The sequence below is a fragment of the Pectobacterium betavasculorum genome, from assembly GCF_000749845.1.
GTDB classification, from domain to species: Bacteria; Pseudomonadota; Gammaproteobacteria; order Enterobacterales; family Enterobacteriaceae; genus Pectobacterium; species Pectobacterium betavasculorum.
Window position 1 is genome coordinate 177,621 of the sequence record NZ_JQHM01000003.1, and the last position, 24,233, is coordinate 201,853.

Consider the following 24,233-nt stretch of genomic DNA (forward strand, 5'->3'; position numbering starts at 1 on the left):
TACTTTCCAACAAGGAAAGAGAGGAGGTGGCTCATGGCAATTTCCCGTTTGTCCCAGTTCTATCGAACCTACTTATCGACCTGTAAAGCGACGTGGTTGCGATGGATGTCTACCCAACAGCGCGTTGCATTATTGCAGCAGGCGACGCAGTGGCACCTGAACGAAATGTCTGACGATGAATACCGTCATTGGCTATAGAAGGTGCGAGGAAACGTATTCTGAGTAATGGTGACGTTTCACCAACCAGCGAGTTTTCTCGCTGGTTTTTTTTATGGCGTTTACCTGCCACCCTATTACGGACCGTCGCGTCATTTTTTGGCTATTGCGGATAGCTTGCGTGGCGAGACTGCGTGCGGCTTCGCAAAAGCAGGTTGAAAGGAAGAGAAGAAGGGTAAGAATACATCCCACAGAGCCGTATTCAGATATTACTAAAGTAACGTTTAATACCCAATGTTGAATGTTAGGCTTAAATCTATTGTCATTAAAATTAAACAATTCTATGAATGTATTTCTATACTAATAATGATTGCTAACGTAAGATTTTTAGCTACGGAAATTAACATAAGGTTATGTAATATATAATTTTTTAATGGTCTTGATTGGGCGGCTTTCGTTATAGTGGCACTTTTTTGTGATGGCGATCTTGTCGATAAAATTATTTTTTAGAGGTTACTATTTTTCCTCTCACACTTAACGCGCATTGTTATAATCTTTAAATATTATGTAACATGTACGTTTTATTTTTCTTGTCTACCTGAATTTTACTTCACAGCAACTTTCTGAATAACATCAACGGATGTAAAAATGAGCGATTTACCGTATCAGTCAATAGCGCTTTACGAAAAACCAGAACCGTGGCACTCCTCTCCTGGAGTACATAATATTAAGTTAACACCTCTTTTTATTATTGTTTTTTCTGGTGTTTTACTGCTCTTTGCCGTGGCTGTGGCGACATCATCCTACTTTCTGAAGCAGGCAGAATTGTCATTAAATGAATCCACGCTGGAATTGAATGTTCGGATGGAGTTAGTTGATAGTGCTAACCATATGCGTGCAGCGCGTATGAATTTGCTGCATGCCGTGAATCATTTACATAATGGCCTTACGGATAATTACAACGCCAGTCTGAAAGCCGCAGAAGAACGACTGGTGATGTCGCAGAAAATGTTTAACGGTTATCAAAACAGAGCAGTGCGTTCTGGCGCCGAGCTCGCCCGCGATAATGAATTAAAAGCGCGTTATAGCGATTATGTTGAGCGGGGCATCAAGCCCATGTTTGACATAGCGAAAAAAGGCAATGTGGAAGAACTCAATGTGTTTGAGTCGACCACCATGTCTAAATTAGATGATGAGTACGATGTGCCGCTAAAAGCGTCTTACCTTTATCGGGTTGATATGGCCAAAAACATTAATTTGACGGCTGAGAGACATTCCACTTTGGGATACACGCTCATGACCGGGGCATTTATTCTGGCTATCGTGTTAACAGGCATGACGTTCCTATTAATTCGCCGAGTTATTATTAACCCCGTGCAGTATTGGGTGTCGCGCATACAGGCGATCGCTCAGGGAGACTTAACGCGCGCGCGTGCGGATGTAGGGAGAAATGAAATCGGCATTTTGGGTGACAATATCCAGCAAATGCAGGACTCTCTCTCTGAGACGGTTGGCTCGGTGCGCGATAGTGCGGAGTCTATTCACAGCAGTTCGACGAAAATCGCCGTCGGTAATACAGATTTGTCTGCACGAACAGAGCAGCAGGCTGCGGCACTGGCGGAAACGGCTGCCAGTATGGAGCAGCTCACGGCGGCGGTGAAACAAAATACCGATAATGCGCATCATGCTAGCAAGGCAGCGACAGATACTTCGTCTAAAGCGGTGAATGGCGGCAGAATTGTGGAACAGGTTGTGGGGTCGATGGCGGAGATTGCCAAGAGTTCAGACAAAATTTCTGAGATTATTGCACTGATTAACGGGATTGCATTTCAGACCAATATTCTGGCGCTGAATGCGGCGGTAGAAGCCGCCCGAGCGGGTGAGCAGGGCAAAGGATTTGCGGTGGTTGCAGGGGAAGTACGTAATCTGGCACAGCGATCTGCTAACGCAGCAACGGAGATTGCTGCGTTGATTAAAGAATCCGAAACCCGAGTGATCGAGGGAACGACGTTAGCCTCTGAGGCGGGTAAAGCGATGGCTGAGATTGTCGCCGAAATTAATAATGTTACTCGAATCATGAATGAGATTTCACTGGCTTCCGATGAGCAAAGTAGTGGTATTAATCAGGTGTCGTTAGCGATATCCGAAATGGATCGGGTCACGCAACAAAATGCGACGCTGGTGCTGGAGGCTTCCTCGTCTGCCGCATCGCTTGAGCAGCAGGCTGAGCGGTTGAATCTTGGGGTAGCCCGGTTTCACCTGATGTAATTCGCGTAGTAAAAAAGAGATGTATCATTGATCGCCAGCGGCTTGTGTCGCTGGTTTTTTTTTGCGTTTTTTCCAGCATGGGATGTTAATCCGCTTCTGATAGAATCAATGACACAGGTACATTGTTTCAGGAAGATGAAAGCCTATTGCTTCTCTGCCAGAGCAATTTTGTACAAACGATAAGAGGATTGATGTGTGCCTAAAAAGCTGGTCGCACAAGAGCAGACAAATTTCAGGCACCTTGAAGCACTTGGCGGTCTGGATATGTTGCAGGCGCAGTACTACCGGCAGTGTTTTCCTCGCCATGTGCATGAGACCTATTGCATTAGCGTGATTGAGCAGGGTGCTCAGCGCTTTTATCGTTCAGGTGCAGAGCACGTTGCGCCGAAAGGCGACATCATTCTGGTGAATGCGGACGATGTGCATACGGGAAGCTCTGAGGTAGAAACCGGCTGGGCCTATCGCGCTATTTATCCGCATCCCGATCTTTTTCGCTCGATTAATCAGGATCTTCATCGCTCTAAAGATTCCATTCCGTGGTTTCCCGATGCCGTTGTTCACGACCCTGGACTGGCGGATCAGTTGCTCATGACGTTTAACATGCTTGCTCAGCCGGGCAATATGCTATTAAAAGAAACGCTGCTGCTATCTTCATTAACCTGGTTAACGATGCGCTATAGCAAGACGCGCCTGACGCCACAGATGCTTCCTGTTGCGACCCAAAATATACTGAATGTTAAAGACTTTATGGACAGCTATCCTGAGAAAGAACTGGCTCTTGTTGAACTGGCGGAACTCGCTGAGCTTAGTGTGTGGCACTTCTTACGGCAGTTTAAAGCGGTTGTCGGTATTACGCCTCACGCTTATTTGATTCAAGCTCGTCTGCGAAAGGCTAAAGGCCTATTGCGCAAGGGCAATACTATTCTTGATGTGTCGGTGCAGTGTGGTTTTACCGATCAGAGCCACTTCCATCGCCATTTCAAAAATTCTTTAGGTTTAACGCCGGGGGCGTTTGCTAAAGCAACGCATAAATAGGCCGATCCTCTATTCTGAGGATAAGCAAAATTATCCAATACTCCTAAAAAGCCTTTTGTTAATTTTCCGCTATCGATTTATTTATGATAGTGCAATGTTATATGGAAAACACCGTAACGCGTTCATCGTCGGCAGCTAAAGACACGGTTAGCCCGTGGAAGCACTTTATGACCGGCGTGGTTGAGATGCTTCCTCTCTGTTTATCCGTTGTGCCGTGGGGGATTCTTGCTGGCTCGATGGCTATCCAATCGGGATTATCCGTCGGGCAAAGTATCGGGATGTCCGCTATTATTTTCGCGGGAGCGGCGCAATTAGTCTCGCTAGGATTACTCATGTCTGGGGCGAATGTCGCGACGCTATTAATCTCCGTTTTCTTTATCACCGCACAGCATCTGATATATGGCCTGACGCTACGCGAATACGTTTCAACGTTGAAATTAAGAAAACGACTGCCTATTGGTTTTTTATTATCGGATGAACTCTTTGCGCTTAGTGAAAAGAAAGGCAGAAAGAATAATGTCAGCGCGAGCTATTTAATCGGTGCGGGCATCACCTTTTATATTTTCTGGAATATCTTTAGTGTTCTTGGTGTGTTTATGGCGTCCGCGGTGCCTGATCTGGATAAGTATCATCTTGATTACTCTATCGTTGCTACGTTCATTACCATCGTTGTGCCGATGATAAAGAAGATCAGTACCTTCTCTGGCATCCTGTTTTCCCTACTATTATCGATGTTGTTAACCTATTTCAAGATAGAAGGTGCGATTGCTATTGCTGGTGTCGGCGGTATGTTTTTCTCGGTATTTATCGCATCCGTGCTTAAGGAAGAAAAATGAGTTGGTTATTGATATTCGTTCTGGCTGGGATTGTTTTTTTTAATCGCTATATTTTTCTCGAACCCGCCGTGCCGGTAAAAATTCCTGTTTTACTCCATCGTGCTTTAAAGTATTCCGCACCCTGTTTACTCACTGCGATTTGTGGGCCGATTATTTTAATGGAACACGGCGTGATTCGCGCCTTTCCTGATAACCCGTATTTTCTCGGCGCAATAGTGAGTGTCGTAATTTCATTCTTTATCAGAAATATAGTAGTCGCGGTGTTCTTGAGTATGCTGGCTTTTTATCTCATTGCTGCCTTGCTTTAGTGATTAATTAAAAAAAAGCCCGCAATAAAGCACGGGCTTCGGGCTATCTGTAATCTTGAATCAGTTCAAAAATGCAGGCTGATTCTTTTCATACTCGGTAATCGATGCTTCGTGTTGCAGCGTCAGGCCGATGCTGTCTAATCCGTTGATCATGCAGTGACGGCGGAAGCTGTCGATTTCAAACGGGTAGCGTTTGCTGCCCGCCTGAACGACCTGATTCTCCAGATCGACCGTGAAGGTAATCCCTTCCTGTCCGTCAACCAGCTTGAACAGCTCGTCCACTTCTTCGTCGCTCAACTTTACTGGTAACAGTTGGTTGTTAAACGAGTTGCCATAGAAAATATCGGCGAAGCTTGGGGCGATAACGACGTTGAAGCCGTAATCGGTCAGCGCCCACGGTGCGTGTTCACGGGAAGAGCCACAGCCGAAGTTTTCGCGCGCCAGCAGGATACTCGCCCCTTTGTAGTGCGGTTTGTTCAGCACAAATTCAGGGTTAGGCTGTTGACCGGCATCGTCCAGAAAACGCCAGTCGTGGAACAGATGTTGGCCGAAACCCGTACGCGTCACCTTTTGCAGAAACTGCTTGGGAATGATGGCGTCGGTATCGACGTTAGCGGCATCCAGAGGAACCACCAGACCTGTGTGTTGGGTAAATTTAGCCATGTCGGTTTCTCTCTTAATTCAACTCGCGGACGTCGGCAAAGCGACCCGTCACCGCAGCGGCAGCAGCCATTGCCGGACTGACCAGATGGGTGCGACCAGCGCGACCTTGACGGCCTTCAAAGTTACGGTTGCTGGTTGATGCACAGCGTTCGCCGGGATTCAGGCGGTCATTGTTCATCGCCAGACACATGGAACAGCCCGGTAAGCGCCACTCAAAACCGGCTTCGATGAACACTTTATCCAGCCCTTCCAGTTCTGCCATGGTCTTTACCGGACCGGAGCCGGGTACGACGATAGCCTGAACGCCTGCGGCAACTTTACGCCCTTTGGCGATTTCTGCCGCCGCACGCAAATCTTCAATGCGTGAGTTGGTGCAAGAACCAATAAAAACTTTATCGATCTTCACATCGGTCAGTTTAATGCCGGGTTGCAGATCCATATACGCCAGCGCTTTGGCAGCAGAGGCGCGTTCTACCGGATCGCTGAAAGAATCAGGGCTTGGAATTTCCTGATTGACGGCGATAACCTGGCCGGGATTGGTGCCCCAGGTGACCTGTGGGGCAATCTGCGCGGCGTCCAACGTGACGATAGTGTCGAACTGCGCGTCATCATCGGATTTCAGCGTGCTCCAGTACGCAACGGCGGCCTCCCAGTTGGCGTCTTTCGGGGCAAACTGACGACCTTTCAGATAGCTAAAAGTGGTTTCATCCGGTGCAACCAGACCGGCCTTCGCGCCCATCTCAATGGCCATGTTGCACAGCGTCATACGGCCTTCCATGCTCAGAGCACGAATGGCTTTACCACAGAATTCAACCACATGACCGGTGCCGCCTGCGCTACCGGTTTTACCGATGATCGCCAGAACGATGTCTTTCGCGGTGATGCCGTGAGCAGCATCACCGGTGACTTCAATCTTCATGGTTTTGGCACGGCCCTGTTTCAGGGTTTGCGTCGCCAATACATGTTCCACTTCCGATGTGCCGATGCCGAAGGCCAGTGAACCAAATGCGCCGTGCGTTGCCGTGTGTGAGTCACCGCAGACGATGGTCATACCCGGCAGCGTCATCCCTTGTTCTGGACCGATAACGTGAACGATGCCTTGATACGGATGGTTCAGGTCATACAGTTGAACGCCGAATTCCGCACAGTTCTTGATCAGCTCTTGCATCTGAATGCGGGCCATCTCACCACTGGCGTTGATGTCTTTGGTCTGCGTGGACACGTTGTGGTCCATCGTCGCGAAGGTTTTCCCCGGCTGACGAACCTTACGGCCCATCGCACGCAGGCCGTCGAACGCCTGTGGGGAAGTCACTTCGTGCACCAGATGTCTGTCGATATACAGCAGTGGCGTTTCATTCGGCGCTTCATGAACCACGTGCGCATCGAACAATTTTTGATATAACGTTTTACCCATGGTTATGCCCCTTGCGCCACAAAACGCGCAATAACGTCGCCCATTTCACTGGTACCGATCGCGTTGCTTGAGCTTGCCAAATCGGCAGTGCGATAGCCTTCAGCCAGCGCAGTATTGACGGCTTTTTCGATGGTTTCTGCGGCATCATCCGCACCCAGGCTGTAGCGCAGCAGCAGCGCCAGTGACAAAATCTGCGCAATCGGATTGGCAATGTCTTTACCTGCGATATCCGGAGCAGAACCGCCAGCAGGCTCGTACAAACCGAAGCCTTGCTCGTTCAGGCTTGCGGAAGGCAGCATGCCCATTGAGCCGGTAATCATGGCGCACTCGTCGGACAGAATGTCACCGAACAGGTTAGAACACAGCATTACGTCAAACTGAGACGGATCTTTAATCAACTGCATCGTTGCGTTATCGATATACAAATGGGATAGCTTCACATCTGGATAATTTTTCGCGACTTCCGTGACGATCTCGCGCCACAGAATAGAGCTTTGCAGCACGTTGGCTTTATCGATGGAAGTCACGATGCTGCGGCGTTTGCGTGCGGATTCAAACGCGATGTGCGCAATGCGCTCAATCTCGAAACGGTGATACACCTCGGTATCGAAAGCGCGTTCGTATTGACCGCTACCTTCACGACCTTTCGGCTGACCGAAGTAGATTCCACCCGTCAATTCGCGGACGCACAGGATATCAAAGCCTTTCGCGGCGATGTCGCTACGCAGCGGGCAAAACGCTTCCAACCCCTGATACAGGCGCGCAGGACGCAGGTTGCTGAACAGTTTGAAGTGCTTACGCAGAGGCAATAACGCCCCTCGCTCTGGCTGCTCTGCCGGTGGCAAATGTTCCCATTTCGGGCCGCCAACGGAACCGAACAGGATCGCATCGGCCTGCTCACAGCCGGCGACGGTCGTCGGTGGCAACGGTGTGCCCTGACGGTCAATGGCGATACCGCCAACGTCGTATTCGCTGGTGGTAATACGGATGCCAAAACGCTGACGCACTGCATCCAATACTTTGTGGGCCTGTGCCATTACTTCCGGGCCAATGCCGTCTCCGGGTAAAACGGCGATATGGTAGCTCTTTGTCATCACACTGTTTCCTGACTGTTTTGTTGTTTGCTATCGTTTTGTTGTTGGTTATTGTGCTGTTGCAGACGTTGAATTTCTTTTTCTACCTGCTGAGCACGTTTGATGTTGTTTAATACATTTACCATTGCCTGCGCGGAAGATTCAACGATATCCGTCGCCAGGCCGACGCCATGGAAACGACGTCCCTGATAATCCGCGACGATATCAACCTGACCCAGCGCATCACGACCCTGGCCTTTGGCCGTCAGTTGGTATTTAACCAGCGAAACCTGATAGCCCGTGATGCGGTTGATCGCCTGATAAACGGCATCCACCGGGCCATTACCTGTCGCCGCTTCTGACTGTGTTTCTTCGCCGCAAATCAGTTTGACGGAGGCCGTTGCCATCACGCTGGAACCAGACTGAACGCTGAAATAATCCAGATGGTAGAACTCAGGTTCTTCCTGCTGACGATTGATAAAGGCCAGCGCTTCCAGATCGTAATCAAACACCTGACCTTTTTTATCTGCCAGTTTCAGGAATGCAGAGTACAAATCGTCCAGATTGTAATCGCTCTCCTGATAGCCCATCTCTTCCATACGGTGTTTCACCGCCGCACGACCAGAACGAGAAGTCAGGTTCAACTGTACTTCTTTCAGGCCGATGGATTCTGGCGTCATGATTTCGTAGTTTTCACGATTCTTCAGCACGCCATCCTGATGAATACCAGAAGAGTGGGCGAAAGCGTTGGCACCCACAACCGCTTTGTTGGCAGGGATAGGCATGTTGCAAATCTGGCTGACCAGTTGGCTGGTGCGGTAGATTTCCTGATGGTTGATGTTGGTATGGACATTCAAGATGTCATGGCGGGTTTTTATCGCCATGATCACTTCTTCCAGTGAACAGTTGCCGGCACGTTCACCGATACCGTTCAACGTACCTTCTACCTGACGAGCCCCTGCGTGAACGGCTGCCATTGCGTTGCCGACGGCCAAGCCCAGATCGTCGTGAGTGTGAACAGAAATGATGGCTTTATCGATATTGGGAACATGTTGGTACAGTGAGGCGATGATGTTGCCGAACTCATGAGGCATGGTGTAGCCGACAGTGTCCGGGATATTAATCGTGCGAGCACCGGCATTGATTGCGGCCTCAACCACGCGACACAAGTCTGGAATGGGTGTCCGGCCCGCATCTTCGCAGGAGAATTCAACGTCGTCTGTATAGTTACGTGCGCGTTTGATCATATAGATAGCGCGTTCGATCACTTCGTCCAACGTGCTGCGCAGTTTGGTAGCGATGTGCATTGGTGAAGTGGCAATAAAGGTGTGGATGCGAAAGGCTTCTGCGACACGCAGCGCTTCTGCGGCGACATCGATATCCTTTTCGACGCAGCGGGTCAAACCGCACACTCGACTATTTTTGATGTTACGGGCAATGGTCTGAACGGATTCAAAGTCGCCGGGAGATGACACGGGGAAGCCAACCTCCATGACATCAACGCCCATACGCTCCAGCGCGAAGGCAATTTGCAGCTTTTCTTTTACGCTCAAACTTGCCTGTAAAGCCTGTTCACCATCACGTAATGTGGTATCAAAAATAATGACTTGCTCGCTCATCAGTTTAGTTCCTTGTCGTATCTATTTGCACTTAGCGCTCGGCGAGTAAAAAAAAACCCGCGCATCAGCGCGGGTTTTTGTATCGTGTGGCGAGAAACTTAGTTCTTAACTCTGCCCACAAACCTACCGCGCAAGAAGGATGCGTTTAGTAGTAGGCTTAGTAGGACAGTAAACTTGAACATAGTGTCGTGTCTCGTCATCTAAAATTCGGTGTTGCATTATTGGTACGCGATTATCAGGGTTATGTCAACTTTTGATTGGTGTGACGTGCGTCAAGTAAACCGGCGATAGCCAACGGCGAATGAACGAAAGATCGTTGCGGTTTTGAACAATGACGGTAGACTGCACGCCAAATAATGTACAGCTGTACGCTGAAATGCTGTCAAATCCATTCCCCCTTAGAAATTCTTTTACAGATGAATAATCATTTACAGCCATACCATGTGGTGCACCGGGTTCAAGATCAGATCAATCACTGCGCAGGTCGCATTACCTTGCGCGAGTGGACGCCTGCGGGCGAACAGCAGCTCACCTGGACACAGGCCGGGCAGCGCATCCAACGCATTGCCAGTGGATTATTGGCGTTGGGACTGGATGTTCAGGAACGGGTTGCGATTTTCTCTCACAACTCAATGAATTGGTCGCTCGCCGATCTGGCACTGCTGCACTTGCGGGTGATCAGCGTGCCAATTTATGCCACGAATACGACAGCGCAGGCGGCATTCATCATCAATGATGCCGATATCCGTACGATATTCGTCGGTGGTCAGGAACAGTTGGATGCACTGCTAGCGCTGCGCGATACCTGCCCACAGCTGCGAAATATCATCGTGATGGATAAAGACGTCAATCTGCGTGGTAGCGATATTGTGCAATCGCTGCATGAGTTTGAAGCGCAGGCCGTAGACGATTTTTGGCGTGATGAATGGCAGATGCGCATCGACAGTTGCGATCTCAACGATCTATTTACGCTGATTTATACCTCCGGCACCACCGGTGAGCCGAAAGGCGTCATGCTGGATTACACCAACATGGCGATGCAGCTTAAGCTACACGACGATCGTTTAAGTATGTCGGCAAATGATGTCTCACTTTGCTTCTTGCCGCTTTCCCATGTCTTCGAGCGCGCCTGGAGTTTCGTTGTTATGCACTGTGGTGCACAGAATGTGTACCTCAGCGATACGAATTTAGTGCGTGGCGCGATGCAGGCGGTGAAGCCTACTGTAATGTGCGCCGTACCGCGTTTTTATGAGAAAGTTTACAGCGCAATTCATGAAAAAGTGGCGCAGGCTCCTTGGTATCGCCAGCGGCTATTCAACTGGGCTATCGCGCAGGGGCAACGCACTTTTTTGGCTAGCCATACAACAAAGAAGAGCGGGCTTTTGCGCCGCGTCATGCATCACTATGCTGATCGACTGGTGCTAGGGAAACTGCGTCAGCTTCTCGGGGGCGAGATTCGTTTCATGCCTGCTGCGGGCGCACGACTGGATGACAACATCATTCTGTTTTTCCGGTCGATTGGGATTCACATTATCTATGGTTACGGCATGACCGAAACCTGTGCGACGGTTTCCTGCTGGGAAGAAGGTCGATTCCGTTTGGGCTCCATCGGTACGCCGCTACCAGGTATTGAAGTCCGAATCGGCGAGGAAAACGAGATTCAGGTGCGTGGCGCGACCATCATGCGGGGGTATTTCCATCGCCCGCAGGAAACCGCAGAAACCTTTACCGAAGATGGCTGGCTGAAAACCGGCGATGCGGGAGAGCTGGATGCCAACGGTAACCTGTTTATTACTGAACGGTTGAAGGATCTGATGAAAACCTCGGGCGGTAAATATATCGCACCGCAGCATCTGGAAGGCACGCTGGGGCAGGATCGTTTCATTGAACAGGTTGCGATTATCGCGGATACGCGCAAGTACGTATCTGCACTGATCGTTCCGTGTTTCGAAGCGCTGGAAGAATACGCTCACTCCATCAACTTGAAGTACCACGATCGTCTGGAGTTACTGCGCCACAGTCATATTATTGAATTGTTTGAGCAGCGCCTGCGGGAGATGCAGAAAGAGCTTTCTCGCGTTGAGCAGGTGAAGAAATTCACGTTGTTGCCTGTGCCGTTTTCAATGGCAGAAGGGGAGCTGACGCCAACGCTCAAGCTACGTAGAAAGATCATCAACCAGCGTTACCAGTTGGAAATTGATGCGATGTACGCCGAGTCTTGATGATGTCATAGGCCGAGAAGCTCGTTTCCTGAAAAGAAATGTGGTTTTTCGGCCTCAAGATTTCATTCTGTAATTTATGGCCTTTATGGACGATCTCTCAGGTCTGAAGGTTCCCAGTTAGTATTTTATCTCATTTCCTTTTTCCCTTACGTTCGATTCCCCGCAATGCCAATTAAACTCGGTGGTTTTTTGCCGTTTGTCTGCGTCATAATCTGGCGTTATGTTAATGGGTTATTAGCAATCCCTATAATATTTCGTAAAATTAACAGTATTAACACAACATGAGCGCGGGGATTTCCCCGGTCAATACAGAGGCGGATTCCGCTTTCTGAACAAAAGAGGCAGATCCATGGAGATGTTGTCAGGCGCCGAAATGGTGGTCCGATCGTTGATCGATCAGGGCGTAAAACATGTGTTCGGTTATCCGGGCGGTGCGGTGCTGGATATTTACGACGCCCTGCATACGGTTGGCGGTATCGATCATATTTTGGTGCGGCATGAGCAAGGTGCGGTACATATGGCTGATGGCTATGCACGTGCGACGGGTGATGTCGGCGTTGTGCTGGTCACGTCCGGTCCCGGTGCGACAAACGCCATTACCGGTATCGCTACTGCCTATATGGACTCCATTCCTATGGTGGTGTTGTCCGGTCAGGTTGCGACTTCGCTGATTGGCTACGATTCCTTTCAGGAATGCGACACGGTGGGCATTTCCCGCCCTATTGTGAAGCACAGTTTTTTGGTCAAGAAAGCTGAAGATGTCCCGACGATCCTGAAAAAAGCCTTTTATCTGGCATCAACCGGACGTCCAGGGCCTGTGGTTGTCGATCTACCAAAAGACATCATGAATCCGGCTAATAAACTGCCGTACGTTTATCCTGAAAGCGTCAGCATGCGTTCCTATAATCCGACGGTTCAAGGGCACAAAGGTCAGATTCGCCGTGCGCTGCAAACCCTGCTGGCGGCAAAAAAACCGATTATCTACAGCGGTGGTGGCGTGATTAACGCAGAGTGTCACGAAGAACTGCTGACACTGGCGGAAAAACTAAACCTGCCAGTGACCACCTCCCTGATGGGGCTCGGCGGATTCCCTGGCACGCACCGTCAGTGCCTCGGTATGCTGGGGATGCACGGAACGTATGAAGCCAACATGGCTATGCATAACGCCGATGTGATTTTCGCCGTAGGGGTACGCTTCGACGACCGCACGACGAACAATCTGGCGAAGTACTGCCCGAATGCGACGGTGTTGCATATTGATATCGATCCCGCGTCGATTTCCAAAACGGTAAACGCCGATATCCCTATCGTTGGCGATGCCAAACAGGTGTTAAGCCTGATGCTGGAGTTGCTGTCACAGGATGGCGCACAGCAGCAATTTGATGCGCTACGCGACTGGTGGCAGGGTATCGAGCAGTGGCGTGGGCGTCACTGCCTGAAATACAACACCGAAAGCGACAAGATTAAACCGCAGGCAGTGATTGAAACGCTGCATCGGCTGACCGAAGGTAAAGCCTATGTGGCATCGGATGTCGGTCAGCACCAGATGTTCGCTGCACTGTATTATCCTTTCGATTTACCGCGCCGTTGGGTCAACTCTGGTGGACTCGGCACGATGGGCTTTGGCTTGCCTGCGGCATTGGGCATCAAGCTTGCGCTGCCGGAAGAAACGGTCATTTGCGTAACGGGTGATGGCAGCATTCAGATGAATATTCAGGAGCTTTCTACGGCACTGCAATATGATCTGCCGGTTGTGGTGATCAACCTGAACAACCGTTTCCTCGGTATGGTGAAGCAGTGGCAGGACATGATCTACTCTGGCCGCCATTCCAGTTCTTATATGGAATCGTTACCGGATTTCGTCAAGCTGGCTGAAGCGTACGGTCACGTCGGGATTTCTATCGATACGCCGGACGAACTGGAAAGTAAGCTGTCGCAAGCACTGGCGCAGAAAGATCGTCTGGTATTTGTTGATATCAACATCGATAGCAGCGAGCATGTTTACCCTATGCAGATTCGCGGCGGGGCGATGGATGAAATGTGGTTGAGCAAAACGGAGAGGACCTGATCATGCGTCGGATTTTATCAGTATTACTTGAGAATGAATCAGGTGCCTTGTCCCGTGTTGTCGGCCTGTTTTCACAGCGTGGCTACAACATTGAAAGCTTGACCGTAGCACCAACCGAAGACCCTACGCTATCCCGTATGACTATTCAGACGGTAGGCGATGAGAAAGTACTGGAGCAGATCGAAAAGCAACTGCACAAGCTGGTGGATGTCCTGCGCGTCAGTGAACTCGGTCAGGGTGCGCACGTTGAGCGTGAGATCATGTTGGTGAAGCTACAGGCCACAGGTTATGGCCGTGAAGAAGTGAAACGCTGCGCCGATATTTTCCGCGGCCAGATTGTGGATGTCACCGCCTCGCTTTATACCGTACAGCTTGCTGGCACCAGCGATAAACTGGATGCGTTTCTCAGTGCTGTGCGTGAAGTGTCCGAAATTGTTGAAGTGGCGCGTTCTGGTATCGTCGGTGTATCGCGCGGCGATAAAATCATGCGTTAATCGACTTTTCGCTGCTTTTTCTTTTAAGAGGCTCGATATAATCGTATCGGGCCTTTTTATTGTCCTTATTTTATATAGACGCAATATATTCAGCGTAAAAGACGTCCATTATTGATATGGCAGCTTGAAATATGTGGGTAACGTGATAAAAGCAGTTGCCGTGCAAAAGTTTCTGCTGTTAGATCTACGCCATATCCATGATGATTTTATGGTCATCATATTATTTTATTGAGCCGGCCTGCTTATTTTCCGGCCTACTAAAGGGGTTACCGTGAAACTGGATGAAATCGCGCGTCTTGCGGGTGTTTCACGCACGACAGCCAGCTATGTGATTAACGGGAAAGCCAAACAATATCGTGTGAGCGATAAGACCGTTGAGAAAGTCATGGCTGTCGTCAGGGAGCACAATTATCATCCCAACGCCGTCGCGGCTGGATTACGTGCCGGGCGCACACGTTCAATTGGTCTGGTTATTCCCGATCTGGAAAATACCAGTTATACGCGCATTGCTAATTATCTGGAACGTCAGGCCAGACAGCGCGGGTATCAGTTATTAATTGCGTGCTCTGAAGATCAGCCGGACAACGAGATGCGCTGTATTGAGCATCTGTTACAGCGTCAGGTTGATGCGATTATCGTTTCTACGGCGCTGCCACCTGAGCACCCGTTTTATCAGCGTTGGATAAACGGCGGCTTGCCGATTATTGCGTTAGACAGGGCGTTAGATCGTGAGCACTTTACCAGCGTGGTCGGTGCCGACCTTGAAGATGCCGAAATGCTGGCGCAGGAATTAAGGAAAGTGCCTGCGAAATCGGTACTCTATCTTGGCGCATTACCTGAGCTTTCAGTCAGCTTCCTTCGTGAGCAAGGGTTCCGTCAGGCGTGGGCAGGCGATCCGCGTGAAGTGAATTATCTTTATTCCAATAGTTATGAGCGTGTGGCTTCTGCTGCCGCGTTTATGGATTATCTGCAAAATAATCCTATGCCAGAGGCATTATTCACCACCTCATTCCCGTTATTACAGGGGGTGATGGACGTTAACCTGAAGATTAACGGGCGTCTGCCGAATAATCTGGCTATTGCGACCTTTGGGGATAACGAACTGTTGGATTATCTGGAATGCCCGGTATTGTCTGTCGCTCAGCGCCATCGTGAGGTCGCGGAGCGCGTACTGGAATTGGTGTTAGCCAGTTTGGATGAGCCGAAAAGGCCGAAGCCTGGTTTGAATCGTATCCGACGTAACTTGTATCGTCGAGGCTCACTGAGCCGCATGTAATCTCTATCTGCATTTTTGCGCCATAGATTGCTATGGCGTCTCTTCTTCATCCGATCTCAATTCATTGTTATGGCAAGGCTACTCGGAATAGCCGACGGCAATATTCCAAAAAATAGCCATACGTTACGCCCATCACCATTGATATCACTAGGTTGCTGGTAACTGCGGTCAGAATTTGTGCGGGACTTGCCCCTATAACCCAGAGAATCATGGCATAAACCGGGGATTGAAAACTGACATACGCAAATAGATCGGCAACGCTGCGCACGAGAAAATGGTCACCACCGTGGCGCTTGGCCATATTCAACACGCGATCGCGATAAAGCCCGTATGGCCAGGCAATCGCAATATTGACGGGGATAGATAGCAGACGCGAAGACAGCGACTGCTCAAAGCTCATACCGGAAAGCATGATTTCAATCGCCATGCCGATGATGAAACAGTAGACAACGAGAGCAAAGGTATCAGCAGTGGCACTTCGCAATCGTGACGTCGGGGAAAACATACCTGGGTGCTCCATTCTTAGGGAGGATAAACTGGTTAATTTGAATTGTGTGGTTTTTTGTTATGCCTTATTTTGTTTGCGTAGTTTACATCACTGAATGATTGGCTTGGTACTAGGTAAAAATATTTATTTGTGAGTGCTTTTTATACTTTTCCGCTACTTTATTCCTATCCGATGAATTTCTCGTTTTTTTATCGCGGCAAAGAATTTAAAATTTTTTAAAACAAGAGGTTGAGTTTTTTAGGGCGAACGGATTTTCCTCGAAGATTTAATTATGTTGAAGCATGAAAGGAAGCGGGGGAATGACCGATAAAACAGGGTTGCTTGTGACGTCCCCTTTAATACTTCTCTGGGAATATGGGATGCACAGTTTATTCGGTATGTGTCCTGAACCTGTAGGAAACCCGATTCGTCTGTGAGAGTGCTTAACGTAAAGTAAACTGGCTGATTAAGACAAAATTGACGATGTTGATGTTAAAAATGTGACATTGAGCAAATGTTAACAGCTACGGTATCATTCTGCGGGCTGGCAGGCCTTGGCATTCAAGGTGTTTGGCCTGATGAGACTATTCTGAAAACCTTTATCTTTGGTATCAGCTTGTGACAATAAAAATAATTAATATGCCGGGGTTAGTCGCTATATGTTTGCAATGCTCCTATTTCGATTTGAATTTCTCTTAAATTATCATGATGTTAATCTTTGTTAATTCTGACACCTTATTCCTTTTACCTCTATACCAGCCCCAATTCATTCGCGAATAATCCCAAAGCGCGTCCGCTCTGGCTTGACAAGGTTTTCATACCCTCCGTACACTCTCAAAGGTGGGATTTTGTGGGGTAAAGTGGTGAAAAAGGTTATGGAGGGGTAACTCAGGTATGTTTCGTGGAGCTACGCTGGTTAACCTCGACAGTAAAGGGCGCCTTGCTGTGCCTACCCGATATCGGGAAATGCTGAACGGGGAATCGCAAGGTCAAATGGTTTGCACCATTGATCTGCATCAGCCATGCCTGCTGCTTTATCCCTTGCCTGAATGGGAAATTATTGAACAAAAGCTGTCTCGTTTGTCGAGTATGAACCCTGCTGAACGTCGCGTTCAGCGTTTGTTGTTAGGGCATGCCAGCGAATGCCAAATGGATAGCGCAGGACGTTTGTTGATTGCGAATACGCTAAGGCAGCATACGGATCTTAAAAAAGAAGTGATGCTAGTTGGGCAGTTCAACAAGTTTGAGCTGTGGGATGAACAGACTTGGTATCAACAGGTCAGGGATGATATTGACGCTGAACAATCGACTCAGGAACCTTTGTCTGAGCGGTTGCAGGACCTATCGCTATAGTCATGCTGGAAAATTATAAACATACCACCGTCCTGTTGGATGAGGCAGTGAATGGCCTGAACATTCGCAGCGGCGGCATATACATCGACGGCACCTTTGGCCGCGGTGGTCATTCTCGTCTGATTCTTTCCCAACTGGGGTCGGAAGGGCGTCTGTTAGCTATCGATCGCGATCCTCAGGCAATTGAAGCCGCCAAGGCGATTGACGATCCTCGTTTCTCTATTATTCACGGGCCGTTTTCCGCCATGGCGGAGTATGTTGCGGAGCTTGGGCTTACTGGACAGATCGATGGCGTTCTGCTCGATCTTGGCGTTTCTTCCCCGCAGCTTGACGATCCTGAGCGTGGGTTCTCATTCATGCGCGATGGCCCGTTGGATATGCGTATGGATCCAACGCGTGGCTTATCCGCTGCCGAATGGCTGATGAAAGCAGAAACTGACGATATTGTCTGGGTCTTGAAAACGTTCGGTGAAGAGCGTTTTGCCAAACGTATTGCCCGCGCCATTGTGGAACGTAATCGTACAGAACCGATGACGCGAACAAAGGAACTGGCGGAACTGATCGCTGCTGCCAGCCCGATCAGAGAAAAGCACAAGCACCCAGCAACGCGCAGTTTTCAGGCGATCCGCATTTATATCAATAGCGAATTAGAAGAGATCGAGCGGGCGTTAGAAGGTGCTCTGAGCGTACTGGCCCCGCAGGGGCGTTTATCGGTGATCAGCTTCCACTCGTTAGAAGATCGGATTGTGAAACGGTTTATTCGCCATCAAAGCCGTGGGCCACAGGTGCCAGCGGGTTTGCCGTTAACGGAAGCGCAACTGCGCAGCCAGGGCGGACAGACGTTAAAGGCCGTTGGAAAGAAACTGATGCCTTCGGAAGCAGAAGTGGCAGAAAATCCACGCGCGCGCAGCTCCGTGCTGCGGTTTGCTGAGAGACTGCCCGCATGATCGGTAACGAGCGTCATACTCTGGTTGGCGTCATCGGTGAGGATTTGTTGCGTAATGCAAAGCTCCCGGTGTTGCTGATGGTTGCTGTGCTGGTTTCTGCGGTCTTTGTGGTCACGACGGCGCACCGTACGCGCTTGCTGACAGCAGAACGCGAGCAGCTTCTACTGGAGCGTGATGCGTTGGATATTGAATGGCGAAATCTGATCCTGGAGGAAAACTCACTAGGGGATCATAGCCGCGTGGAGCGGATCGCGACGGAAAAACTGCAAATGGGGCACGTTGATCCGTCACAGGAAAACATTGTGGTTAAGCAATGAACTAAATAGGCAACCAGCTAAGCATGAAAGCAGCCCGTACAGGAAAGTTAAAACGCCAGGAAGATCAAGCCAGCTTTGTTAGCTGGCGTTTTGCGTTGCTTTGCGGCTGCATCCTGCTCGCGATGGTCGGCTTGATGGCTCGTGCGGCTTATCTCCAGGTCATCAACCCAGACAAATTAGTGCGCGAAGGGGATATGCGTTCCCTACGTGTACAAGAAGTGCCAACGGCGCGCGGCATGATAAGCGATCGCGCTGGTCGACCTTTGGCCGTCAGCGTACCGGTGAATGCTGTTTGGGCCGACCCAAAAGAAGTCAACGATCGTGGCGGCATTACGTTGGATACGCGCTGGAAAGCACTTTCTGATGCGCTCGATATCCCGTTAGATCAATTGTCAACCAAGATCAATGCTAACCCTAAAGGGCGCTTTGTTTATCTGGCGCGTCAGGTGAATCCGGCTATTGGCGAATACATCCATAAGCTGAAATTGCCGGGCATTAATCTGCGGCAGGAATCTCGCCGGTATTATCCTTCCGGACAAGTGACCTCTCACCTTATCGGTTTCACCAATATCGATGGGCAAGGTATTGAAGGCGTAGAGAAAAGTTTTGACCGCTGGCTGACCGGGCAACCCGGCGAACGCACTGTACGTAAAGACCGGTTTGGCCGCGTGATTGAAGATATCTCCTCCGTTGACAGCCAGGCCGCACATAATCTGGCGCTCAGTATTGATGAACGGTTGCAGGCGCTGGTTTATCGTGAACTCAATAACGCCGTTGCTTTTAACAAAGCTGAGTCAGGAACGGCCGTACTGGTCGATGTGAATACTGGCGAAGTGTTGGCAATGGCGAATAGCCCGTCATATAACCCGAACAATCTGTCGGGTACGCCACAAGACATTATGCGTAACCGCGCGATTACCGACATTTTCGAGCCCGGCTCTACCGTTAAACCTATGGTGGTGATGGCGGCGCTACAGCGCGGTGTCGTGAAAGAAAACAGTGTACTCAGCACCCTGCCGTATTACGTCAATGGTCATGAGATCAAAGATGTGGCGCGTTATAGCGAATTGACGCTGACGGGCGTGCTTCAGAAATCGAGTAACGTTGGTGTGTCTAAGCTGGCGTTAGCGATGCCTTCCTCTGCGCTTGTAGATGCTTACGCGCGCTTTGGATTAGGAAAAGCGACCAATTTGGGGTTGGTCGGAGAAAGTAGTGGCTTATACCCTCAAAAACAACGGTGGTCTGACATAGAGAGGGCCACCTTCTCTTTCGGCTATGGGCTGATGGTAACACCGTTACAGTTAGCGCGAGTCTACGCCACGATCGGCAGTTTCGGTATTTACCGTCCGCTGTCGATTACCAAGGTTGATCCACCCGTTCCAGGCGAGCGTGTTTTCTCTGAAGCGCTGGTGCGTTCCGTGGTGCACATGATGGAAAGCGTTGCGCTGCCCGGCGGCGGCGGTACGAAGGCGGCCATTAAAGGTTACCGCATTGCGATTAAAACCGGTACGGCCAAGAAGGTTGGCCCGGATGGCAAATACATCAACAAATATATTGCCTACACGGCAGGCGTGGCACCAGCCAGTAACCCCCGTTTTGCTTTGGTTGTTGTGATTAACGATCCGCAGGCAGGGAAGTATTATGGCGGTGCGGTTTCTGCGCCAATCTTTGGCGCCATTATGGGCGGCGTTCTACGCACGATGAATATCGAACCGGATGCGTTGCCGACAGGTGACAAAAACGAATTTGTAATTAATAGAGAAGAGGGATCAGGTGGCAGATCGTAATTTGCGCGATTTACTTGCGCCGTGGGTGCAAGACACCCCGGCGTGCGCGCTGCGGGAAATGACATTAGACAGCCGCGTCGCGGCTGCCGGGGATCTGTTTGTCGCGATTGTTGGGCACAAAGCAGATGGACGGCGCTATATTCCGCAGGCAATTGCGCAAGGCGTTGCAGCGATTGTTGCCGAAGCAGAAGGTGAAGCAGCTGATGGCACCGTTCGCGAAATGCATGGTGTACCAGTGATATATCTCAGCAACCTGAACCAGCGGCTTTCCGCACTTGCAGGGCGTTTTTACCAGCAGCCTGCGGAAAAATTACAGCTGATTGGTGTAACGGGAACTAACGGAAAAACGACAACGACTCAGCTTCTGGCGCAGTGGAGCCAGGAATTAGGCGAAACGAGTGCAGTGATGGGCACTGTCGGTAATGGCCTATTGGGTCAGGCGATTCCGACAGAAAATACGACGGGCTCCGCTGTCGATGTTCAGCAGGTACTGAGCCAACTGGCGGAACAAGGCGCGACGTTCGCCGCAATGGAAGTGTCCTCCCACGGTCTGGTGCAGCATCGTGTGGCTGCGTTGCCGTTCGCGGCGGCGGTGTTCACTAACCTGAGCCGCGATCATCTCGATTACCATGGCGATATGGAAAGTTACGAAGCGGCCAAATGGGCGCTGTTCTCCGAGCATCGCGTGGGGCAGATGGTTATCAATGCCGATGACGAGGTCGGGCTGCGCTGGTTGGCGAAGCTGCCGGATGCGGTTGCCGTCACGATGGAAAACAATCTTGTCCCCGGTTGCCGTGGGCGCTGGCTGAAAGCGACACAGATTGATTATCACGACAACGGTGCCACGGTTGCATTTGATTCAAGTTGGGGACAGGGCGAAATTGAAAGCCGCCTTATGGGGGCGTTTAACGTCAGCAATATGCTGCTGGCACTGGCAACGCTGCTGTCTCTTGGCTATCCGCTTGATAAATTGGTCATCGCCGGATCTCAACTGCAACCTGTATGCGGCCGTATGGAAGTTTTCCATGCTGAAGGAAAACCAACGGTCGTTGTTGATTACGCCCATACGCCAGACGCGCTGGAAAAAGCGCTTGAAGCCGCGCGTTTGCACTGCCAGGGGAAACTCTGGTGCGTGTTTGGCTGTGGTGGCGATCGTGATAAAGGTAAGCGCCCACTTATGGGCGGTATCGCAGAACAACTGGCTAACCGCGTTGTGGTTACCGATGATAACCCGCGCAGTGAAGAGCCTCAGGCAATTGTTGCCGATATTCTCTCCGGGCTGCTGGATGCTGGGCGCGTTCAGGTGATTCACGGACGTGCTGAGGCAGTTACCAGCGCGATTATGCAGGCGCAGGAAAATGACGTGGTGCTGGTTGCGGGTAAAGGGCACGAAGACTACCAACTGGTGGGCAATCAGCGTCTCGATTATTCCGATCGCATCACCGTTGCCCGCTTGCTGGGGGTGATCGCATGATTCGCGTTTCTTTGCAGCAGCTTGCCACGGTGCTGAATGCGCAGCTGATTGGCGAAGATATTGATATTGAAGATGTTTCAACCGATACGCGTAAGCTGGCATCCGGCTGCCTGTTTGTTGCGCTGAAAGGCGAGAAATTCGATGCACATGATTACGCTGCTGATGCGGTAAAAGGCGGCGCGGCGGCTCTGTTGGTCAGTAAGCACTTACCTATCAATGTGCCGCAGTTGCTGGTGAGCGATACGCGTCTGGCGCTGGGGCAATTGGCTGCTTGGGTACGCCAGCAGTCAACAGCGCGCGTTGTCGCACTGACCGGCTCTTCCGGAAAAACCTCGGTTAAAGAGATGACAGCGGCGATTCTGCGCCAGTGTGGTTCTGTGCTGTATACCGCCGGTAACTTTAATAATGATATCGGTGTGCCGTTAACGCTGCTGCGTTTGACGGCGGAGCACCAGTTTGCAGTGATTGAATTAGGGGCGAATCATATTGGTGAGATTGCCTATACCACCGATCTGGTCCGTCCGGAAAGCGCGCTGGTCAACAATCTGGCCGCCGCGCATCTGGAAGGTTTCGGTTCACTGGCTGGTGTGGCGCAGGCGAAAGGTGAGATTTTTTCTGGTTTGCCGGCAGACGGCGTCGCAATCGTGAATGCTGACAGTAACGATTTCCCGCACTGGCAGGTCACATTGAATCATAAAACCGTCTGGCGTTTCTCGCCGCAGGCTGCTTGCGATATCGATTTTTTTGCCAGCGACGTAGACGTTTTGGCGCAAGGCACGCGTTTCATTCTGCATACACCGTTTGGTGAAACGCCGGTTCTGCTGCCTTTACCGGGTCGACATAACATTTCTAACGCACTGGCGGCGGCAGCGCTGGCAATGTCCGTCGGAGCGACGCTGGAAGCCGTTAAAGCCGGATTATCTCAGCTCCAGGCGGTGCCGGGGCGGCTGTTCCCGATAGCTTTGTCTGAAGGCAAGCTGCTGCTGGATGACAGCTACAACGCGAATGTCGGTTCAATGACGGCGGCGGCACAGGTGCTGGCAGAGATGCCAGGCTACCGTGTGATGGTTGTCGGTGATATGGGCGAGCTGGGGGATGAAGCCCCTGAGTGCCATCGTCAGGTGGGTGAAGCCGCACGTGTCGCGGGCATCGATCGCGTATTGAGTGTGGGAACGTTGAGTGAATTGATCGGCACTGCCAGTGGCAATGGTGAGCATTTTCAGGATAAAGCCGCACTGGTTTCACGTTTGAAGGTGCTGATGTCAGAACATAACGTCATTAGCGTATTAGTCAAAGGCTCACGCAGTGCTGCGATGGAGCAGGTTGTACAGGCATTACAGGAGAATGCGCAATGTTAGTATGGCTGGCCGAACATTTGGCCAAACTTTATACCGGCTTTAACGTCTTTTCTTATTTGACGTTCCGCGCCATTGTCAGCCTGCTGACCGCATTGGTTATTTCCTTATGGATGGGGCCGCACATGATTGCCTGGCTGCAACGTTTGCAGATTGGGCAGGTTGTGCGTAACGAAGGGCCGGAATCACATTTCAGCAAGCGCGGAACCCCGACGATGGGGGGCGTGATGATCCTGGTGGCGATTATCGTTTCCGTTTTGATGTGGGCGAATTTGTCGAACCCGTATGTCTGGTGCGTACTGCTTGTACTCGCTGGCTATGGTGCAGTCGGTTTTGTTGATGATTATCGCAAAGTGGTTCGTAAAGATACCAAAGGGTTGATTGCCCGCTGGAAATATTTCTGGCAGTCGGTGATTGCGTTAGTGGTGGCTTTCACCATGTATTCCATCGGTAAAGATACGCCAGCTACGCAGCTTGTTGTACCGTTTTTCAAAGATGTGATGCCGCAATTGGGTCTGCTCTATGTTGCGCTGGCCTACTTTGTGATTGTCGGCACGAGTAATGCCGTAAACCTGACTGATGGTCTGGACGGGTTGGCAATCATGCCGACCGTGTTTGTTGCCGCTGGTTTTGCGCTGGTGGCGTGGGCAACAGGGAACATGAATTTTGCCGGTTATCTGCATATTCCGTATATCCGTCATGCCAGTGAACTGGTGATCGTCTGCACCGCGATTGTGGGCGCAGGGCTTGGTTTCCTGTGGTTTAACACCTATCCGGCGCAGGTCTTCATGGGTGACGTAGGTTCACTGGCGCTGGGCGGCGCGCTGGGGACTATCGCGGTGCTGCTGCGTCAGGAGTTTTTGTTAGTGATTATGGGTGGCGTGTTCGTGGTTGAAACGCTGTCGGTGATTCTGCAAGTTGGGTCCTTTAAGTTGCGTGGGCAGCGGATTTTCCGCATGGCACCGATTCACCATCATTATGAACTTAAGGGCTGGCCGGAACCGCGCGTGATTGTGCGCTTCTGGATTATTTCATTGATGCTGGTGCTGATTGGCCTGGCAACGCTGAAGGTACGATAAGA

The 24,233-nt window shown here is 50.5% G+C and carries 21 protein-coding genes; 16 read left to right on the forward strand and 5 right to left on the reverse strand.

Annotated elements, in window-relative coordinates:
• Positions 1–33: 33 nt before the first annotated feature.
• The 5 genes from sgrT to KP22_RS10880 all read left to right on the forward strand — a co-directional run bounded on the left by sgrT (position 34) and on the right by KP22_RS10880 (position 4,603).
• Positions 34–198, forward strand: a complete 165-nt coding sequence (gene sgrT, locus KP22_RS10860; protein WP_039305702.1) for a glucose uptake inhibitor SgrT — start codon at positions 34–36, stop codon at positions 196–198.
• 606 nt (positions 199–804) lie between these two features.
• On the forward strand, positions 805–2,424 hold the full coding sequence (locus KP22_RS10865) for a methyl-accepting chemotaxis protein (RefSeq protein WP_039305705.1): 1,620 nt from the start codon (positions 805–807) through the stop codon (positions 2,422–2,424).
• A 195-nt stretch (positions 2,425–2,619) separates the two neighbouring features.
• Complete coding sequence (locus tag KP22_RS10870; RefSeq protein WP_039305708.1) at positions 2,620–3,459, forward strand: AraC family transcriptional regulator; 840 nt, start codon at positions 2,620–2,622, stop codon at positions 3,457–3,459.
• A 101-nt stretch (positions 3,460–3,560) separates the two neighbouring features.
• Positions 3,561–4,295: an AzlC family ABC transporter permease gene (locus KP22_RS10875; protein WP_039305711.1), complete on the forward strand. Its 735-nt coding sequence runs from the start codon at positions 3,561–3,563 to the stop codon at positions 4,293–4,295.
• The gene (locus tag KP22_RS10880; protein WP_039305714.1) at positions 4,292–4,603 is read left to right on the forward strand and encodes an AzlD domain-containing protein; all 312 of its coding nucleotides are present in this window, start codon (positions 4,292–4,294) and stop codon (positions 4,601–4,603) included. The genes KP22_RS10875 and KP22_RS10880 overlap by 4 nt, the downstream gene beginning before the upstream one ends.
• A gap of 60 nt (positions 4,604–4,663) precedes the next feature.
• Here the strand turns inward: KP22_RS10880 and leuD are convergent, their stop codons facing one another.
• Genes leuD through leuA form a run of 4 tightly spaced genes read right to left on the reverse strand, consistent with a single transcriptional unit; the run spans position 4,664 to position 9,372 of the window.
• The gene (gene leuD, locus KP22_RS10885; protein ID WP_039305716.1) at positions 4,664–5,266 is read right to left on the reverse strand and encodes a 3-isopropylmalate dehydratase small subunit; all 603 of its coding nucleotides are present in this window, start codon (positions 5,264–5,266) and stop codon (positions 4,664–4,666) included.
• Between the two features lie 13 nt (positions 5,267–5,279).
• Positions 5,280–6,680, reverse strand: a complete 1,401-nt coding sequence (gene leuC, locus KP22_RS10890; protein ID WP_039305719.1) for a 3-isopropylmalate dehydratase large subunit — start codon at positions 6,678–6,680, stop codon at positions 5,280–5,282.
• 2 nt (positions 6,681–6,682) lie between these two features.
• A complete protein-coding gene (leuB, locus tag KP22_RS10895; protein ID WP_039305721.1) occupies positions 6,683–7,774 on the reverse strand; it encodes a 3-isopropylmalate dehydrogenase in 1,092 nt (363 codons plus the stop codon).
• Positions 7,774–9,372: a 2-isopropylmalate synthase gene (gene leuA, locus KP22_RS10900; protein WP_039305724.1), complete on the reverse strand. Its 1,599-nt coding sequence runs from the start codon at positions 9,370–9,372 to the stop codon at positions 7,774–7,776. Before leuA ends, leuB begins: the two co-directional genes overlap by 1 nt.
• Positions 9,373–9,788: 416 nt before the next feature.
• On the opposite strand from leuA, the gene KP22_RS10905 reads away from it, so the two are divergent.
• The 4 genes from KP22_RS10905 to cra all read left to right on the forward strand — a co-directional run bounded on the left by KP22_RS10905 (position 9,789) and on the right by cra (position 15,432).
• Positions 9,789–11,594, forward strand: a complete 1,806-nt coding sequence (locus tag KP22_RS10905; RefSeq protein ID WP_039306016.1) for an AMP-dependent synthetase/ligase — start codon at positions 9,789–9,791, stop codon at positions 11,592–11,594.
• Positions 11,595–11,943: 349 nt separating this feature from the next.
• Positions 11,944–13,662, forward strand: a complete 1,719-nt coding sequence (gene ilvI / locus KP22_RS10910) for an acetolactate synthase 3 large subunit (protein WP_039305727.1) — start codon at positions 11,944–11,946, stop codon at positions 13,660–13,662.
• Between the two features lie 2 nt (positions 13,663–13,664).
• Complete coding sequence (gene ilvN / locus KP22_RS10915; RefSeq protein ID WP_010681718.1) at positions 13,665–14,156, forward strand: acetolactate synthase small subunit; 492 nt, start codon at positions 13,665–13,667, stop codon at positions 14,154–14,156.
• A 271-nt stretch (positions 14,157–14,427) separates the two neighbouring features.
• Positions 14,428–15,432: a catabolite repressor/activator gene (cra, locus tag KP22_RS10920; RefSeq protein WP_039305730.1), complete on the forward strand. Its 1,005-nt coding sequence runs from the start codon at positions 14,428–14,430 to the stop codon at positions 15,430–15,432.
• A gap of 67 nt (positions 15,433–15,499) precedes the next feature.
• On the opposite strand, the gene KP22_RS10925 is transcribed toward cra, so the two are convergent.
• Complete coding sequence (locus KP22_RS10925; protein ID WP_039324227.1) at positions 15,500–15,937, reverse strand: L-alanine exporter AlaE; 438 nt, start codon at positions 15,935–15,937, stop codon at positions 15,500–15,502.
• Between the two features lie 876 nt (positions 15,938–16,813).
• Here KP22_RS10925 and mraZ point away from each other — a divergent pair.
• Genes mraZ through mraY form a run of 7 tightly spaced genes read left to right on the forward strand, consistent with a single transcriptional unit; the run spans position 16,814 to position 24,231 of the window.
• Positions 16,814–17,272: a division/cell wall cluster transcriptional repressor MraZ gene (gene mraZ, locus KP22_RS10930; RefSeq protein ID WP_039305736.1), complete on the forward strand. Its 459-nt coding sequence runs from the start codon at positions 16,814–16,816 to the stop codon at positions 17,270–17,272.
• Positions 17,273–17,274: 2 nt separating this feature from the next.
• Positions 17,275–18,219 carry a 16S rRNA (cytosine(1402)-N(4))-methyltransferase RsmH gene (rsmH, locus tag KP22_RS10935; protein ID WP_039324229.1) on the forward strand — a complete coding sequence of 315 codons (945 nt, stop codon included), beginning with the start codon at positions 17,275–17,277 and terminating at the stop codon, positions 18,217–18,219.
• Positions 18,216–18,536: a cell division protein FtsL gene (gene ftsL / locus KP22_RS10940; RefSeq protein WP_039305741.1), complete on the forward strand. Its 321-nt coding sequence runs from the start codon at positions 18,216–18,218 to the stop codon at positions 18,534–18,536. Before rsmH ends, ftsL begins: the two co-directional genes overlap by 4 nt.
• A 23-nt stretch (positions 18,537–18,559) precedes the next feature.
• Complete coding sequence (locus KP22_RS10945) at positions 18,560–20,323, forward strand: peptidoglycan glycosyltransferase FtsI (protein WP_039305745.1); 1,764 nt, start codon at positions 18,560–18,562, stop codon at positions 20,321–20,323.
• The gene (gene murE / locus KP22_RS10950) at positions 20,310–21,797 is read left to right on the forward strand and encodes a UDP-N-acetylmuramoyl-L-alanyl-D-glutamate--2,6-diaminopimelate ligase (protein ID WP_039305748.1); all 1,488 of its coding nucleotides are present in this window, start codon (positions 20,310–20,312) and stop codon (positions 21,795–21,797) included. The genes KP22_RS10945 and murE overlap by 14 nt, the downstream gene beginning before the upstream one ends.
• The gene (gene murF / locus KP22_RS10955; protein ID WP_039324231.1) at positions 21,794–23,155 is read left to right on the forward strand and encodes a UDP-N-acetylmuramoyl-tripeptide--D-alanyl-D-alanine ligase; all 1,362 of its coding nucleotides are present in this window, start codon (positions 21,794–21,796) and stop codon (positions 23,153–23,155) included. Before murE ends, murF begins: the two co-directional genes overlap by 4 nt.
• A complete protein-coding gene (mraY, locus tag KP22_RS10960) occupies positions 23,149–24,231 on the forward strand; it encodes a phospho-N-acetylmuramoyl-pentapeptide-transferase (protein ID WP_010298023.1) in 1,083 nt (360 codons plus the stop codon). The genes murF and mraY overlap by 7 nt, the downstream gene beginning before the upstream one ends.
• Positions 24,232–24,233 lie beyond the last annotated feature (2 nt).